Source organism: Amycolatopsis sp. NPDC004368, from assembly GCF_053602515.1.
In genome coordinates this window covers 149,074-161,489 of the sequence record NZ_JBSGDT010000005.1, presented here as the reverse complement: position 1 = coordinate 161,489, position 12,416 = coordinate 149,074, and the positions used below count along the sequence as shown (strand labels likewise).

Genomic DNA, 12,416 nt, shown 5'->3' with positions numbered 1-12,416 from the left:
CCGATCGCCGCGGTGGTCACGACAGCACCCACTGCACTGCGCGAGCCAGCCAACCGGCAGGCGCGACCGGTGGTGGCGTGTAGGCGCGGGCGGGTCGGGCCGCGGGGATGGACTCGATGCCGGCCACATCCGAGGGGTCGGGGTGTGGGGCGGGGCACTGGTCGTGGCCGTCCAGCCCGCCGAGCTGGACGCGTGCGCCGCGTTCGGTGTGGCGCAGACAGGTCTCCACCCCAGCCAGAGGGGTGTACGGGCACGGGCCGTCCTCGACGGAGGAACAGGTGGGGTGGATCACCGCTGCACCCCCTGGACGGAGGCGATCTCGCCGAGCGCGATCGTCACGGGCTCCCGGCCAGTTGAGTAAGGCGGCTGATCGTGGTCCACGACGGTGACGAGCATGTCCGTGTCGCCGAGCTTCTTGACGACGTTGCCCCGATAGGCGTCGCCCGACTTCAGGAGGACCCTGACCCGCTGGCTGTGGTCCCAGGCGTCGTTCAGCACCGGCACCCAAGCGCGAATGGTCGAGATGTCAGGCATCGCCCGTCTCCTTGGCCACAGGGGAGGCAGACACGGCGTCGTCGCGTGCGTTGCGGGCCCGATCCACGATGGCGTCGAACTCGTCGGGAGACGGGCGCAGCAGCTCGACTGAGATGTGCGTCGCACGCCACGGCCAGCCTGCTTCGTGCATCACGAACACGTGGCGTCCCTCGCCGTCCATGCGCTCGCCTACAACGGCCGTCGCAACCTCGGCGGGCACGGTGTCGCCGGGGAAGAACACGCGCGGTTCGCTGTCCTGTGCCGGCTGGTGCTCCACCACGTGGCCGTGAGCGAGGCGGCGCTGAACCTCGACGGCGCTGACGACGGGGTAGTGGTTCATGAGGTCGTTGGGCATGCGCTGTAGCCCCGCCTCGTGGTTGACGGCAACCCAGGGATGCGTCTCGTCGAGGTCTAACGGCGGCGCCCACTTCACGAAGTAGCGGTTCACGTGGGCCAGCGGGTTCGACTCATCGAAGGTCGAAGCGTTTCCGGTGTCGCGGAATGTGCCAACCGGATCGGTGGCTGCGGAGAACGCGACCGCTTTGGGTCGCGTGAGCGCGGCCAGCTCCTCGTCCGTCTCCTCGGATTCGTCTCGGCACGGGCCGCCGCAGGTGTCGCAGTGGCTCGGGTCCGGCTCGTGCTCCACCACGTGACCGGCGAGCAGCGCGTCGTTCGCTGCGATGTGCGCTTCCGGGTCGGCCTCGAACTCGGCTTCCGGCCCGCAGACGGCGCAGCCGCCGAAGCTGGTGCACCCGTCGGCGCCGCAGCCCTCGTCCTCGCGGTGCTCCACCACGTGGCCGTGAGCCCGGAGCCAGATGCCGAGGCGTTCCGAGTCCTCCGGGGTAGCGACCCCTACGACCAGGCCCGGATAGCCGATCTCGTCGTGACTGGCGTGGCGGCAGATGACGCTGCCGTTCGGGTACGTGTCCACGTGATCCGGGATTTCCCAGCCGAGCAGCTCGCGCACCGGCTCCTCGCGGCCCGGCTCGCCCAGGGTCCGCAGCCTGAACTGGATGGTGTGCCGCGCACCCTCCGCGTCGGTGAAGATGCCCTCTCGCCACTCGCTCGTCTGGCTCTCGCGGCTCTGCTCCTGAACCACGCCCGGCCAGTAGTACTTCCCCCGGCACGAGTCGCACACCGAGTAACCCTTGGCACAGGTGCACGCCGACTCCTCGCGGCCCGGCTCGCGGTCGAGGAGATCTTCCACTTGCTGCAAGATCTGGACGAGGATCTGTCGGCGGATCATCGGAACCTGCCGCCACTTCGCCAGCACGGCGCGGATGTCCGCGCGCAGGGCGTCACGCTCGGCCTCAGCATCCCGGGCGCAGGCGTACTCACGCGCCAGACAGCCACGAACCTCTTCCAGCTCCGCGCGCAGGGCCTCGACGTCTCCGAGCTCCACGGCGTCGGCGGGCAGCGCGTGCAGCGCGGTGTCCTGCATCCGGATGTAGTGGGGGGCGGCTCCCTCACGATCGACGTAAACGGAGCAGCCCTCCGGGCTCCACCACAGTGGTACGCGCAGGGCGTCAGCACCGGTCATTGCGAATCGTCCTCTCGGGGGAAGTGCCGGAACGTGTGGGCGACGGATTCGAAGTCTTCCCAACCGGATTCGTCTTCGGGGTCCTCGACCATCGCGAACTTCAGACGACGGTCTTCGTCGTCAATCTCGGTCACCTCGTAACGCAAGCCGGACAGGTGTGACACGAGTCGGTCGCCTACGGCGTAGGCCAGTTCGCCGGCTTCCTGGCGGGGGTTCTCGATGCTCACTGGTCCTCGTCCTCTCCGCCGCACTCAGGGCAGCTCGGGTTGCCTGTGCAGTTCTCGCAGTTGCAGTTCTCGGGGTCGTTCTCCCCCATGCAGTCCCAGTTGTCGCCGCCGCCACGGCAGCCCTCGCACACGCTCACCGGGCCACCGCCCACTCGCGCATGGCGGCCTCAACGAACAGGGCTGCCTCAACCGACCACGACTCGCCGTCGCCGCACCGGTGGAACCGCGTGGTGGCGTACGGAAACAGGGTGTCGGCGTCCCGGAGTTCCCCGAGAGTGAGCCAGCGAGGTTGCTCCCAGCCGCGAGCGAGGAACAGGAACACCTTCTGGCCGCACTGGTCGCATGGCTCGACCGGTGACGTCACTCGGTGGCCTCGCAGCTCCCAGAACTCGGGGCTCAGCTCATGGCCCATCGAGTCTTTGCAGTGCTGGTCGAACAGCTCGAACAGTCGGGCATCGGTGTCAGCCACGGGTGGCCCCCGGGTTGACGATCTTGCGGACGTTGGCCAGCGCGCAGGCGGGGCATCCTTCGATGCAGTCGTCGTTGTCCTGGTAGTGGTCGCCCGCGTCGACGAGGACCTCGGCGACGGCGTCGCGGATCTCGTCGAGCTTCGCCAGGGCCTCGTCACGCTCGCGCTTCCACGCGACCACGTCATGCTGGTAGGCGGTCAGCAGACGGTTCGTCTCGGCGAGCTCCGCCTCCGCGGCCTGAGCGCGGCGCGCCTGGTCGTTCTCCATCAGCGTCCACTCTTCGAGCTTCGCCTCCGCAGCGTCGGCGCGAGAGTTCGCTTCGTCGATCAGGCGCAGCTGTCGGTGGGTGACGCGTCGGAGGTACTTCGCTGCTTCCCACCACGATGCGGCACGCTGCTCGGCGGCGTTAGCGGCGAGGCCGTTGCGGACTTCGCGAGCGTTGGCTTCGAGTTCGAGCCGGCGCCAGAATTCCAGCGCGGGGGCGACGATCCGGTTCACGATCTCGGCCGCTGTGATCGATGGAGAATCGACCTCGTCGAACTCAACGAGCAGGTTCGTGATCTCGTCGGTCAGCGTGGCGTCTTCCTGGCCCGCGTTTGGCCGCTCGCTGGCGGACACGAGCCCGACTGCCTCCAGGTTCCGGCGGAGGTTCTTGCCCGCCTCGGCCATACCCGCGGCGAGACTGCCGATCGTCGCATTGAGAGCGGCGCGAGCAGACGCCGTTTCGCCCGGCTGGTTTGGCCGCTCGCTGGCGTCCCCGTCCTCCGCGGGCATCGGGGCAGTCGAGGTGGTTTCGTCAGGGGTTTCGTCGGCGACACAGCCCAGCAACTCCCAGGCGCTGGGTCCGGGGTCGATCGCCGTCCGCTCGCGCGGACTGGTCTGGTCACTCATCTCGGTTCTCCTCGGTGGGTTGGGGTTCGGCGCGGAGCTGGTCGGCGTCGAGGGCTGCCTGTGTGCGACTGGCGTGGTAGCCGCTGATCGCGTGCCACTCGCCTTTGTGGACGCCACGGGTGAGGCGGTAGCCGCACGGCCGGCGTTTGCCGGCGCGGCAGCGTTCATGCGGGCACACGTGGTCGAGCTCGGGGTCGTTGACAGTGGCGGTGCGTTCGGGCCAGCCGAGTTGTTGCGCGATCTCGGCGACCGCGGCGCGGACCCGTTCCGGCTCGGCAGGCGGCGCGACGGGCAACTGCCGCTCAGCCGGGAGCGGCGCGTGCCGGCGATCCGCCTTCAGCCGCTGCGTGATGTGCGCGGGCATCAGGAACTCGGTCGACGTGGCGTAGTGCTCGTGGACCGCGTTCACCGCTTCCCCGAACGTCCACCGGCCGCGGTCGGACGCTTCGCGCCAGGCGGCGAGGTTCAGCTCACCGGGGCGGCGGTTGTCGTAGCCCATCGCCGCGGCCAGCAGGGCGCGGATCTGGTCATCGGTCAGCATCAGGACGCACCTCCGGGAAGCGCCTTCAGTTCGGGTGGTCGGTGGCCGGCGGCGAGGAACTGCTCGGCGAACAGGTCCGTCGGCGACTGGGGCTGCCGCTGCTGCTGCATGCGGGGTGCGCGTTCCTCGGCGTTCAACATCCAGTTGCGCCACGTCGCGGCCCAGTCCCGCTTCACGGCCTTCTGCCCGGAGGCGGCCTGCCAGTAGTTGATGAACTTCTCCGTCTCCCGACGGCCGTCGACGTGAGGGGTCTTCTCGCGAGCCCACGCGACCATGTCGGCGGAGACAGCGAAGTCGTCGGGAATTCGCGTGCCGCGCTTGGCGCGGGAAGAAGAAGACGAAGTCTTCTTCTCTTCTTTTGAGGGGAGGTGAGGTGAGGGGGTCTGGACTCCCCCTGTGACTCCACCTGGGACTCCGCCCGGAGTCCCCCTGGGACGGTCGCCGCTGACCTGCGCGTCTTCGGAATTCGGGTAGATTTTCGCGCGCTGCTTAGCTTTTCTCTCGGCGTCGCGCGAGCGGCGCGCCAACACCTCGGCGCGGGTAGGATTTCTTCCCTCGGTGCTCCACTGGTGGAACTGGTACCCGCCCTCGACCTTCGTCCACAGGCCGGATGTGACGAGCCGCTCGGCCTGCTTCGTGGTGCCCAGCGTGGTGACCATCTCGTCTTCGACGAACCCGTCCGTCAACTGCTGAGCGCAGTGCGAACCCGCGCGCACCCACAGCCCCATCGCGGTGTTGCCGGCCTTCAGTGCCTTGCGGTGGAATGCGAGGTTGTCGTCGACGAAGAACCAGACCATCAGGCGGCCCCCACTTCCGTGGCCGCCGACGTCTTCTGACGTGCTCGCTGGCGCGCCTTCTTCAGCCGCTGATACTCGCGCTCACCCTTCACAGCCCACGGCGAGCGCGAGCCGCCCGCGTAGGCGGCGTGCGCGCGGCGCAGCTCGGCGATGAGCGGCGGCACACCCGGCACCAGCCGCTCCGCTCCGATCGCCGCAGTGTCCGGCGCGAGCTCGGCGATCGTCTCGGCCAGCACGGTCAGCAACTCGACCGCGCGCACCGGGTTGTTCTGCACCTGCGCGACGAGCCCGCGGCGGTGCTGCTCCAGCTTCCCGTCCGCCGCAAGGCCAACAAGCCCGGCGGCTTGCCTGCGGGCCGCGATGCTGGCGATCACGTAGTGCTCCTGTCGTTCGTTCGTAGTCGGTTGGGGTGCTGGGGCCGATCCCCCCTGTGGACCGGCCCCAGCGGGATCAGGCGGTCGGGTTCGTCGGCATGGACACGACGATCAGGCCGGAGCGCGACATCACGTCGTCGTAGCTGCCGCGACGACTGGTCATGTCCGGGAAGACGGCGTCCTTCGGCGTGTCCTCCTCCGGCTCGCCGCAGTTCTCGGCGCTCAGGTCCACCTCGAACCAGCTGTGCCCGAAGCTGCTCGCGTAGACGACGCCGTCCTCGAACGCGTAGGCGTAGTCCGTCGTCGCCGAGGTCTCCCAAGGCCACGGCCAGAACTCGGTCGGCCGCGTCACGTCGTCGCGCTTCACGAAGAAGGCGTCCACGGCGCGCCGGTACGAGTCCTCGGTGTCCGACTCGAACACGTTGCCGTCGATGCCGTCGGGGTAGCCGTCCCAGGTGATCGAGCCGATCCACTCGGCGCTCTCGCCTCGGCCAACGTAGAAGTCTGCGCGGGTTCCCATGTCAGTTCTGTCCTTCCTGGACGTCGATCGGTAGCGGGATCTGGTCGGGGTCGACCGGGTGGTCGGGGGTGACGTGCGCCGGCACGGACACCTGGGTGCGGCCGGGAGCGGGCGGCGGGGCGCCGAACTTGCGGCGGTAGCAGACCGGGCCGTACCCGCGGCGCCGCGACTCCTCGGTGCGGAGCTCGCGGTTGCAGGTCGGGGCCTGGCAGCGGGCGCTCACGCGATCCCTCGCTTCAGCACGCACCGGGACGGCTCGGCCGGCTCGACACCATCCCGCAGGATCACGAACGCTGTCCCGGTGTGCCCACATGCCGAGTAGTGCAGGTGCCGCAGAGCGAGCACGATGCGGCGGTCGAGCTCGGCCCGTGGGATGTCCTCGGGCACGGCGTCGAACAACAGCTGCTCGCTGGCCTCCGTCCGCTTGGCCACGAGACCACGGACGAGGTTGAGCACGTCGTCGGCCGGGAGGTTGCCCGGCACACCCAGGATGTCCAGCAGGGCAGCCCAGGTGTCGGGGTTGACGTTGTGGTCGGTCACGCCGCGCCCCGCTCCAGGACGCGACGCTGTCGCTCCGACAGGCCACCCCACACCCCGAACCGCTCATGGTTGTCCAAGGCGTACTGCAGGCACTCGGCACGGACCGGGCACTGACTACACATCTGCTTCGCGTGGCGCATGTGCCAGTTCTCGCCCTTCTCCGGGAAGAACAGCTCCACCCCGATCTCGGCGCACACGGCGTCCTGCTGCCATCCCAGGTCAGTCACGACGCACCCCGCACGAACGGCAGGAACGGCGCGGCGCCGTCAAGGATCGCCGACGCCCCGAGAACCTTGTCGGCGTCCGCGATCGTCGGGTTCGCCAGCAGCGCACGGACCCGGCCGATCTGGGTGCGCAGCGCCGCGGCCTCCACAGCGGCCAGGAACATCCCGCCATGCTCGGCTTCCATCCGTTCCGCGTGCTCGTTCATCAGCTTCGCGGTCCGCTCCCGTACCTCGGGGTTCGGCAGCAGCGGGGGGTGTCGGTTGATGGTCATGCCACACCTGGCCGGAGAACAGCCCAGGACGCCACGTCCTGGGGCAGCAGCGACATCTGCGGGTAGTGCTTCCGGTGCCCGGGCGGAACCCACAGCACCGACCACGGCCGCCCCGCCCCGCCGAACAGCCGTTCGTCGTGGACAGCGACCACACCGGCGGGCGACACCCGGAACTCGGCCGGCATCGCCGGAACGTCGGCCAGCCGCTCGCAGATCGCGTTCAGCTGCTTCACGGTCATCGTCATGCTGCTGCGCCTTTCTGGTGGTAGTCGGAGGTCTCGTCGTTGACGAGGACGGGGCCCAGCTGCCAGTGCTCGAACGGCACCTCGGAAGGTGTCTGCCACTCCTTCACGCACCAGCCGCGTTCGTAGAACTCCGGTCGGGTGTCGGTGATCTCGATGTGGCACGGTCGGCACAGTCGAAGACCGTTGGAGGGCTGCCAGGTGCCGCCCTGGGAACGGTTCTTGCGGTGGTGCCAGTCGAGCGGGCCGCCGTTGCCGCACCTCTCGCAGCAGGACGAGCGGCGTTCGAGAGCGTCCTTGCCATCCTTCTCGGTCCAGGTGGCCGACTTCGGCACGCGGCCTGTCTTACGCAGCTTCACGCCGGCGGCCTTGAGGATCTGCTTCACGCGGTCGTAGCTGATGTGCATCTCCCGCGCGATGGCCGCACCGCCGCGGCCGGCCTCGTACTGCGACACGACCGACTGCGCGTCGACGGGGTCGGCGTACTCGGACGCCGACCGCATGCGCACACCGGCGGCCTTCAGGCGGCGGAACACGTTCGACCCGTCGATGCCGAGCTCGGTGCCGACCTCGTTGGTCGACATGCCGGACAAGTACAGCTCCCGCATTCGTGCGGTCTCGGCCTGCTTCGCCGCCTCGCGCTCCGGCCTCTTCTGCGCCCGTCGGTAGTCCCGCTCGTTGCGATACGGGTGCCACCGGCCGACGCCTCCGCGCCGCTCGCGCTCGATCCCGGCGTGGATTCGACGGTGATCCTCCGGAGTCACCACCTGAAGGTTCTCCGGACGGTTGTCGTCCTTGACCCCGTTGAGGTGGTGTACGTGCAGATGCGCGGCTGGCCGGCCCGCCGCGATCCGGTGCTCAAACGCCTCGACGTACTGGTTCGGCGCGACGAGCCAACGAAGCCGTACGTAGCCGCTGGCGTTGCGGTAGCGCTTCGGCGTGCCGGTCGGCACTGGCTCGTCGTTGCGGAGCTGGCGAATCGCGACCCGCTTCATCGGCGTGCGCCTAAGCACGGTCGGCCTGCTTCCCCTGGATGTGGGCGAGGTACTCGGCGAGCACCGCGAACGAGGCCTGCCCGATCTCGGAACCCTGCGACCACTCGTAGAAGTCGGTGGCGACCTGGTCGACCGTCTTACCGGCGCGCTTGCCCGCGGCGGCGATGGCCTTTCGGAGCTCGGTTGCGCGCTGCTCGGGGGTGAGCGGCGCGGCCGGCTTCTCCTCGCGCTGCTCGGGCGCCGCCTCGGGGGCTTCCTTCTTCCACAGGTCCAGGGCGACACCGAAGCGCATGGCGGCGTTGCGGATGGCGTCGCCGATGGCTTCCTTCACCGCGTTGCCGCCGCGCTTGCCGGGGGCGTCACCGAACCCGATCATCGTCTTGCCGCCGATGGTGAGCTTGATCCACAGGCCGTATCCGTCGTCGAGGAACGGCAGGCCGTTGCTGGTGAAGGACAGCGGTTCCCACGACCAGTCGGGGTCGACGTCGAGGAGGCGTTCGGTGACGTGAGCGTGGCCGACGTAGTCGAGGTGGATGTGCTGGGTCGAGATATAGGCCTTGCAGACCCGGCACGTCCTCTTCTGGTGCTTGCTGCACTGCCGGTCCTTGGCGGTGCAGTCGGTGCAGTTGACCTTCGGGAGCTTCCCGACAGCGTCGCCCTGGAACGGGGCGCGCAGCTTCGCCAGCGTCTCCGGATTCACGCCTCACCCCCAGCGATCTCCTTCGGGGCCAGCGACTCCAGCGACAGACGCCCGTCACGGAACAGCTGGATCACGTGGCCGAGCGCGTCGTCGTCCGGCCGGCACGACACCACACCCGCCGGATGCTCGACCTCGATACCGGGGACGTCGGCCTCTCCGCCCGGTCCGGTCGGTACGCCGAGCCGTGCGGAGTTGGTGAGCGTCAGCTTCAGCACCGCATCCGACGACTGCACCGGACGCAGCAGCTCCGGGGCGTGCTCGAACAGCACGTCCACGACTTCCTTCGTCGAGCCCGCGATCTCGTATCCGCGAGACATCTTCTCCGGGTATGTCTTGGCTGCCCACTGCTCGAACGCGGCCCTGTCGACCACCTTCGCCTTCGCGTCCGGGTCGGACTTCGACACCGCCGCCAGCTTCACGCCGTCGGTGCGCACGATCCGCCGGTCGCCCTTGGCCATGTGGCCGTCCATCTCGGCACGGGCGATGTCGTAGCAGGTCTTCGTGTAGTCCGACACCACCTTGAGTGCGGCCACGCGCAGGCCGGCGTCGTCGAGCTCGCTCACGCAGTCACCGCCGTGTTGTCGACGGTCTTGCCGGTCGCCTTCTCGTAGTCCTCGGTGTAGCACTGCAGGTGCAACACCAGCGGCCCCAACGTGGTTTCGGCGAACATGAACCGAGTTCCGTTGGCGTGGTCGCGGTAGTTCATGGGCGCCTCGAACACCTCGACAAACCCGTCGAGGTCTGCAGCCTCATCGGCGGTGAGGTGCTCCCCGAAGTACGGGTGGCGGAACCACCCGGCGATCTTGGGGTGCTCGTCGATCAGGTTGGCCAGCACACGAAACGCGGCGGCCAGCTCCTTCGGGTCGGTGCTCACAGGGTTCCTCCGATGTGTCCGGCGCCGGCCAGCTTGTCGGCGCGCAGGGTGCGGTAGATCTCGGCGATCTCGGGGACGGTCGTGACACCCGAGGTGGTGACGGCCTGCTCAAACTCCCGGCCGGTGACGACCGGGTCGACCTCCCACAAGGTGGCGCCCGCGTACACGGCGTCGATGCGGTCGATCAGGCGGGAGCGGAGGTTCTCGCTCTCAATGAGCGCGTGCACCGCCTCTTCGTCGGTGGTCATCGCTCACCTCTGGCGGCAGCGCACTTGGCGTCGTACTCATCCCACTCCGGACCAAATTTGCCGTCCTGCACCGGCATCGGGATGTCCCGCACCGGGCAGTCGGCATCGTGGGACTCGGGTCCGGTGGCCACGCCGACAAGGCAGGCGTAGCACTCTTTGGGCCAGATGTCGTCGTGCGTCTCGTCGTCTCGGTATTCGAGGGGCGGCTTCATCTCGTGTGGGATGTACTGCGAAACGTAGAGATCACCGCAGCAACGGCACCGGTACTCGGTGCACGTCCCCTTCTCGTCGGACTTCTCGACCTTGGTCGGGTCACACACGTGCCCCGCCCGGTAGCAGGCCACGTAGCCTTCCGGCGGCGCGTCTTCCGGCTGGGGCAGCAACAGCCCCGGACAGGTGAACTCGCTCATCTGGTTGCCTCCGTGCAGTTGCCGTACTGCGGGCGGCAGACGGTCAGCGTTGGGTGGTCAGGGATGGCGCCGGCCGCGGCGTGCAACGCGCCCAACGCGATCGCGACAATCACGGCGAGCAGGCCGAGTACGGCCACCACGGCGGCGATCGTGTCCTTCTGCTTCTCCGAGAGGGCCATCACGCCACCGCCGCGGGCAGCTCGACGGAGACCTCTCGCGGCGCGTGTCCTGGCGCCGGGCGGCCGGCCTTCACCGCGTCGTACTGGCGGATGCCCCACACGATCGCGTGGCAGGCCCACACGAACCACCAGTCGTAGTCCCGGAAGCTCCACTCCCACGTGTCGTAGAAGCGGAACCCCTTGTGCTCGAACTCGTCGAGCATCGCGCGGGCCTGCACCTCGAACGACAGGTCGTAGTCCTCGGCGTGAGCGAGCAGCGCCTTGCTCGTGCCGGACGGCACCTGACCGTCTCGGATCTGCTCGACGTAGTGCTCGCGCACAGTCCGGACGAACAGGTCCTCGTCGTACTTCTCCAGCACGCTCCGTGCGCTGGTGACCTTCTCTGCCCAGTAGCCGAGGTTCGGCCGCCCGTTCCACGCCGAGCGGCGGAAGAACTCGAACATGTCCTCGGTGCGCCGGAAGGTGAAGCTCTCACCGTCGCCCTGGAAAATCAGCGCGCCCGGAACGGTGATGAGGTCGAACCAGTAGATCGACGACAGCCGCGGCTTCACCAATGGCGGCCGCCACACCTCCTGCTGGAACCGCAGGTGCCGGTACAGCCCGTCGTCGTGCAGCACGCTCATCGCGTGATCGGCGGTGTTGCGCGCGAACCGCGCAGCGATCTCCCGCATCACGCCACCTCCCAGCGGAAGGGCACGCTGTCGATGTCCGCACGCCATGCCGCGAACATCGCGTCGAGCTTGTCTGCGGGCGGCCGCGGTGCGCGCGCCGGCTCCGGCGGCCCGGACGGCAACGCGCCCTCGGCACACCCAGCCAGGGCGGAAAGCGCTGTCACGACTACCAGGCCGAGGAACCCCAGCCGCTGCCCGAGACGCTCCACGAACCGCACCGGGTCCTTCTTCTCCGTGTTGCGCCCGTTCTTCCCGCCGCGCGGGGACGGATCCAAGTCCTCCGGGTCGAGCTCGTCCCGCAGGATGTCGTCGGCCTTGCTCATCGGGTCCCCTTCGGGAGTCGGGCACCAGTGGTCCACGCGGCGATGAACGTGGCCCACCAGGCGATCAGGGCACCAACGGCCGGAAGGACCGTGGCGGGGTCGTGCGGCCCGTAGGCGAACCAGCGCACGGGCGCGACGAGGACGAGGAACACCGCGAGCGCGACGTTCAGCACCAGCCACCGGCGGTACACGGCGAGACGCTGCTTCGGGGTGCGCGGCATCAGTACCACCGGCCGTTCGGGAACAGGACCTCGATCGTGATGTCGTGGTCGTCGCCCTCGGCCTGCTCACTGCGCAGCCGGTGCAGCAACCCACGCTCGGGCTTCCCGCACGGGCCGAACGCGCAGCACGAGCACACCTGCTTCAGCTCGTCGATCGCCTCCGGACGGCGCCCATCCGGCCGCGGGTACAGCCGGACGTCCGCGAAGTGCCCTTCCTCGTTGCACTCCTCGCACGGCGGCACACCGCGCGCCGCCATCGACGCCGCCGCCCACTCGGCGTGCCCGGCCACGGTCTTCACCAACGGCAGCAGCACCGGGTCGCCGCCGAGCACCACGTGCTCGCGCTCCACCACGGTGGTCACCGGCCCTCACCCGCCGACGGGTCCTCGCCGAACACGCCGTTCGTCGCGAGCAACAGCTGGTGCAACGCCACCGTGTAGGCGTTCCGCTGCTCGTCGGCCATCACGTAGCCGATGGCGTCGCTCTCGGCCCGGTACTTGTCGCGCCGCACCACTGCCGCAGCACGCAGGCTCCGCAGCTCTGCCTCGAACCGCTCCATCTGCTCCGGTTCGATACGCTTCTTCTCGATCACGAGAGGGTCCTTCTCTCTGGTCATGGCCCGT

The 12,416-nt window shown here is 68.9% G+C and carries 27 protein-coding genes; all 27 read right to left on the bottom strand.

From position 1 onward, the window contains the following. Positions 1-16: 16 nt before the first annotated feature. On the bottom strand, positions 17-292 hold the full coding sequence (locus ACWEOE_RS10795; protein ID WP_452006936.1) for a hypothetical protein: 276 nt from the start codon (positions 290-292) through the stop codon (positions 17-19). Continuing rightward, the gene (locus tag ACWEOE_RS10790; protein ID WP_452006934.1) at positions 289-534 is read right to left on the bottom strand and encodes a hypothetical protein; all 246 of its coding nucleotides are present in this window, start codon (positions 532-534) and stop codon (positions 289-291) included. The genes ACWEOE_RS10795 and ACWEOE_RS10790 overlap by 4 nt, the downstream gene beginning before the upstream one ends. Further along, the gene (locus ACWEOE_RS10785) at positions 527-2,074 is read right to left on the bottom strand and encodes a hypothetical protein (RefSeq protein ID WP_452006932.1); all 1,548 of its coding nucleotides are present in this window, start codon (positions 2,072-2,074) and stop codon (positions 527-529) included. Before ACWEOE_RS10785 ends, ACWEOE_RS10790 begins: the two co-directional genes overlap by 8 nt. Next, positions 2,071-2,301, bottom strand: a complete 231-nt coding sequence (locus ACWEOE_RS10780; RefSeq protein ID WP_452006931.1) for a hypothetical protein — start codon at positions 2,299-2,301, stop codon at positions 2,071-2,073. Before ACWEOE_RS10780 ends, ACWEOE_RS10785 begins: the two co-directional genes overlap by 4 nt. 133 nt (positions 2,302-2,434) lie before the next feature. Continuing rightward, the gene (locus ACWEOE_RS10775; RefSeq protein WP_452006929.1) at positions 2,435-2,770 is read right to left on the bottom strand and encodes a hypothetical protein; all 336 of its coding nucleotides are present in this window, start codon (positions 2,768-2,770) and stop codon (positions 2,435-2,437) included. Continuing rightward, positions 2,763-3,662 carry a hypothetical protein gene (locus tag ACWEOE_RS10770; RefSeq protein WP_452006927.1) on the bottom strand — a complete coding sequence of 300 codons (900 nt, stop codon included), beginning with the start codon at positions 3,660-3,662 and terminating at the stop codon, positions 2,763-2,765. Before ACWEOE_RS10770 ends, ACWEOE_RS10775 begins: the two co-directional genes overlap by 8 nt. Next, entirely contained in the window at positions 3,655-4,203 is a 549-nt protein-coding gene (locus tag ACWEOE_RS10765; RefSeq protein WP_452006925.1) for a hypothetical protein, read from the bottom strand. Before ACWEOE_RS10765 ends, ACWEOE_RS10770 begins: the two co-directional genes overlap by 8 nt. Beyond that, a complete protein-coding gene (locus ACWEOE_RS10760; protein ID WP_452006923.1) occupies positions 4,203-5,000 on the bottom strand; it encodes a hypothetical protein in 798 nt (265 codons plus the stop codon). The genes ACWEOE_RS10765 and ACWEOE_RS10760 overlap by 1 nt, the downstream gene beginning before the upstream one ends. After that, a complete protein-coding gene (locus ACWEOE_RS10755; protein ID WP_452006921.1) occupies positions 5,000-5,374 on the bottom strand; it encodes a hypothetical protein in 375 nt (124 codons plus the stop codon). Before ACWEOE_RS10755 ends, ACWEOE_RS10760 begins: the two co-directional genes overlap by 1 nt. Positions 5,375-5,450: 76 nt before the next feature. Continuing rightward, complete coding sequence (locus tag ACWEOE_RS10750; protein WP_452006919.1) at positions 5,451-5,894, bottom strand: hypothetical protein; 444 nt, start codon at positions 5,892-5,894, stop codon at positions 5,451-5,453. Position 5,895: 1 nt separating this feature from the next. Further along, positions 5,896-6,117 (bottom strand): DUF6011 domain-containing protein, encoded by a 222-nt coding sequence (locus ACWEOE_RS10745; RefSeq protein ID WP_452006917.1) that lies wholly within the window; start codon positions 6,115-6,117, stop codon positions 5,896-5,898. Continuing rightward, a complete protein-coding gene (locus tag ACWEOE_RS10740) occupies positions 6,114-6,434 on the bottom strand; it encodes a hypothetical protein (RefSeq protein ID WP_452006915.1) in 321 nt (106 codons plus the stop codon). Before ACWEOE_RS10740 ends, ACWEOE_RS10745 begins: the two co-directional genes overlap by 4 nt. Continuing rightward, positions 6,431-6,661 (bottom strand): WhiB family transcriptional regulator, encoded by a 231-nt coding sequence (locus ACWEOE_RS10735; RefSeq protein ID WP_452006913.1) that lies wholly within the window; start codon positions 6,659-6,661, stop codon positions 6,431-6,433. The genes ACWEOE_RS10740 and ACWEOE_RS10735 overlap by 4 nt, the downstream gene beginning before the upstream one ends. Continuing rightward, positions 6,658-6,930 (bottom strand): hypothetical protein, encoded by a 273-nt coding sequence (locus ACWEOE_RS10730; protein WP_452006911.1) that lies wholly within the window; start codon positions 6,928-6,930, stop codon positions 6,658-6,660. Before ACWEOE_RS10730 ends, ACWEOE_RS10735 begins: the two co-directional genes overlap by 4 nt. Continuing rightward, positions 6,927-7,175: a hypothetical protein gene (locus ACWEOE_RS10725; protein WP_452006909.1), complete on the bottom strand. Its 249-nt coding sequence runs from the start codon at positions 7,173-7,175 to the stop codon at positions 6,927-6,929. The genes ACWEOE_RS10730 and ACWEOE_RS10725 overlap by 4 nt, the downstream gene beginning before the upstream one ends. Further along, positions 7,172-8,167, bottom strand: coding sequence for an HNH endonuclease (locus ACWEOE_RS10720; RefSeq protein ID WP_452006908.1), 996 nt, complete (start codon positions 8,165-8,167; stop codon positions 7,172-7,174). The genes ACWEOE_RS10725 and ACWEOE_RS10720 overlap by 4 nt, the downstream gene beginning before the upstream one ends. A gap of 10 nt (positions 8,168-8,177) precedes the next feature. Continuing rightward, positions 8,178-8,867 carry a hypothetical protein gene (locus ACWEOE_RS10715; RefSeq protein ID WP_452006906.1) on the bottom strand — a complete coding sequence of 230 codons (690 nt, stop codon included), beginning with the start codon at positions 8,865-8,867 and terminating at the stop codon, positions 8,178-8,180. Further along, on the bottom strand, positions 8,864-9,430 hold the full coding sequence (locus tag ACWEOE_RS10710; RefSeq protein WP_452006904.1) for a hypothetical protein: 567 nt from the start codon (positions 9,428-9,430) through the stop codon (positions 8,864-8,866). Before ACWEOE_RS10710 ends, ACWEOE_RS10715 begins: the two co-directional genes overlap by 4 nt. Next, positions 9,427-9,741 carry a hypothetical protein gene (locus ACWEOE_RS10705; protein WP_452006902.1) on the bottom strand — a complete coding sequence of 105 codons (315 nt, stop codon included), beginning with the start codon at positions 9,739-9,741 and terminating at the stop codon, positions 9,427-9,429. Before ACWEOE_RS10705 ends, ACWEOE_RS10710 begins: the two co-directional genes overlap by 4 nt. Continuing rightward, positions 9,738-9,989 (bottom strand): hypothetical protein, encoded by a 252-nt coding sequence (locus ACWEOE_RS10700; protein ID WP_452006900.1) that lies wholly within the window; start codon positions 9,987-9,989, stop codon positions 9,738-9,740. The genes ACWEOE_RS10705 and ACWEOE_RS10700 overlap by 4 nt, the downstream gene beginning before the upstream one ends. Further along, positions 9,986-10,399 (bottom strand): hypothetical protein, encoded by a 414-nt coding sequence (locus tag ACWEOE_RS10695; RefSeq protein ID WP_452006897.1) that lies wholly within the window; start codon positions 10,397-10,399, stop codon positions 9,986-9,988. Before ACWEOE_RS10695 ends, ACWEOE_RS10700 begins: the two co-directional genes overlap by 4 nt. Next, positions 10,396-10,578 carry a hypothetical protein gene (locus ACWEOE_RS10690; RefSeq protein ID WP_452006894.1) on the bottom strand — a complete coding sequence of 61 codons (183 nt, stop codon included), beginning with the start codon at positions 10,576-10,578 and terminating at the stop codon, positions 10,396-10,398. The genes ACWEOE_RS10695 and ACWEOE_RS10690 overlap by 4 nt, the downstream gene beginning before the upstream one ends. Next, entirely contained in the window at positions 10,578-11,249 is a 672-nt protein-coding gene (locus ACWEOE_RS10685; RefSeq protein WP_452006891.1) for a hypothetical protein, read from the bottom strand. The genes ACWEOE_RS10690 and ACWEOE_RS10685 overlap by 1 nt, the downstream gene beginning before the upstream one ends. After that, positions 11,249-11,572 carry a hypothetical protein gene (locus ACWEOE_RS10680; protein ID WP_452006889.1) on the bottom strand — a complete coding sequence of 108 codons (324 nt, stop codon included), beginning with the start codon at positions 11,570-11,572 and terminating at the stop codon, positions 11,249-11,251. The genes ACWEOE_RS10685 and ACWEOE_RS10680 overlap by 1 nt, the downstream gene beginning before the upstream one ends. After that, a complete protein-coding gene (locus ACWEOE_RS10675) occupies positions 11,569-11,793 on the bottom strand; it encodes a hypothetical protein (protein ID WP_452006886.1) in 225 nt (74 codons plus the stop codon). The genes ACWEOE_RS10680 and ACWEOE_RS10675 overlap by 4 nt, the downstream gene beginning before the upstream one ends. Then, the gene (locus tag ACWEOE_RS10670) at positions 11,793-12,155 is read right to left on the bottom strand and encodes a hypothetical protein (RefSeq protein WP_452006884.1); all 363 of its coding nucleotides are present in this window, start codon (positions 12,153-12,155) and stop codon (positions 11,793-11,795) included. Before ACWEOE_RS10670 ends, ACWEOE_RS10675 begins: the two co-directional genes overlap by 1 nt. Further along, positions 12,152-12,409, bottom strand: coding sequence for a hypothetical protein (locus ACWEOE_RS10665; RefSeq protein WP_452006881.1), 258 nt, complete (start codon positions 12,407-12,409; stop codon positions 12,152-12,154). The genes ACWEOE_RS10670 and ACWEOE_RS10665 overlap by 4 nt, the downstream gene beginning before the upstream one ends. Positions 12,410-12,416 lie beyond the last annotated feature (7 nt).

Coding starts and splice junctions, on each gene's coding strand:
- ACWEOE_RS10790 (WP_452006934.1), bottom strand. CDS start 534: ATGCCTGACATCTCGACCATTCGCGCTTGGGTGCCGGTGCTGAACGAC.
- ACWEOE_RS10785 (WP_452006932.1), bottom strand. CDS start 2,074: ATGACCGGTGCTGACGCCCTGCGCGTACCACTGTGGTGGAGCCCGGAG.
- ACWEOE_RS10770 (WP_452006927.1), bottom strand. CDS start 3,662: ATGAGTGACCAGACCAGTCCGCGCGAGCGGACGGCGATCGACCCCGGA.
- ACWEOE_RS10765 (WP_452006925.1), bottom strand. CDS start 4,203: ATGCTGACCGATGACCAGATCCGCGCCCTGCTGGCCGCGGCGATGGGC.
- ACWEOE_RS10760 (WP_452006923.1), bottom strand. CDS start 5,000: ATGGTCTGGTTCTTCGTCGACGACAACCTCGCATTCCACCGCAAGGCA.
- ACWEOE_RS10750 (WP_452006919.1), bottom strand. CDS start 5,894: ATGGGAACCCGCGCAGACTTCTACGTTGGCCGAGGCGAGAGCGCCGAG.
- ACWEOE_RS10730 (WP_452006911.1), bottom strand. CDS start 6,930: ATGACCATCAACCGACACCCCCCGCTGCTGCCGAACCCCGAGGTACGG.
- ACWEOE_RS10725 (WP_452006909.1), bottom strand. CDS start 7,175: ATGACGATGACCGTGAAGCAGCTGAACGCGATCTGCGAGCGGCTGGCC.
- ACWEOE_RS10720 (WP_452006908.1), bottom strand. CDS start 8,167: ATGAAGCGGGTCGCGATTCGCCAGCTCCGCAACGACGAGCCAGTGCCG.
- ACWEOE_RS10700 (WP_452006900.1), bottom strand. CDS start 9,989: ATGACCACCGACGAAGAGGCGGTGCACGCGCTCATTGAGAGCGAGAAC.
- ACWEOE_RS10695 (WP_452006897.1), bottom strand. CDS start 10,399: ATGAGCGAGTTCACCTGTCCGGGGCTGTTGCTGCCCCAGCCGGAAGAC.
- ACWEOE_RS10690 (WP_452006894.1), bottom strand. CDS start 10,578: ATGGCCCTCTCGGAGAAGCAGAAGGACACGATCGCCGCCGTGGTGGCC.
- ACWEOE_RS10685 (WP_452006891.1), bottom strand. CDS start 11,249: ATGCGGGAGATCGCTGCGCGGTTCGCGCGCAACACCGCCGATCACGCG.
- ACWEOE_RS10680 (WP_452006889.1), bottom strand. CDS start 11,572: ATGAGCAAGGCCGACGACATCCTGCGGGACGAGCTCGACCCGGAGGAC.
- ACWEOE_RS10675 (WP_452006886.1), bottom strand. CDS start 11,793: ATGCCGCGCACCCCGAAGCAGCGTCTCGCCGTGTACCGCCGGTGGCTG.
- ACWEOE_RS10665 (WP_452006881.1), bottom strand. CDS start 12,409: ATGACCAGAGAGAAGGACCCTCTCGTGATCGAGAAGAAGCGTATCGAA.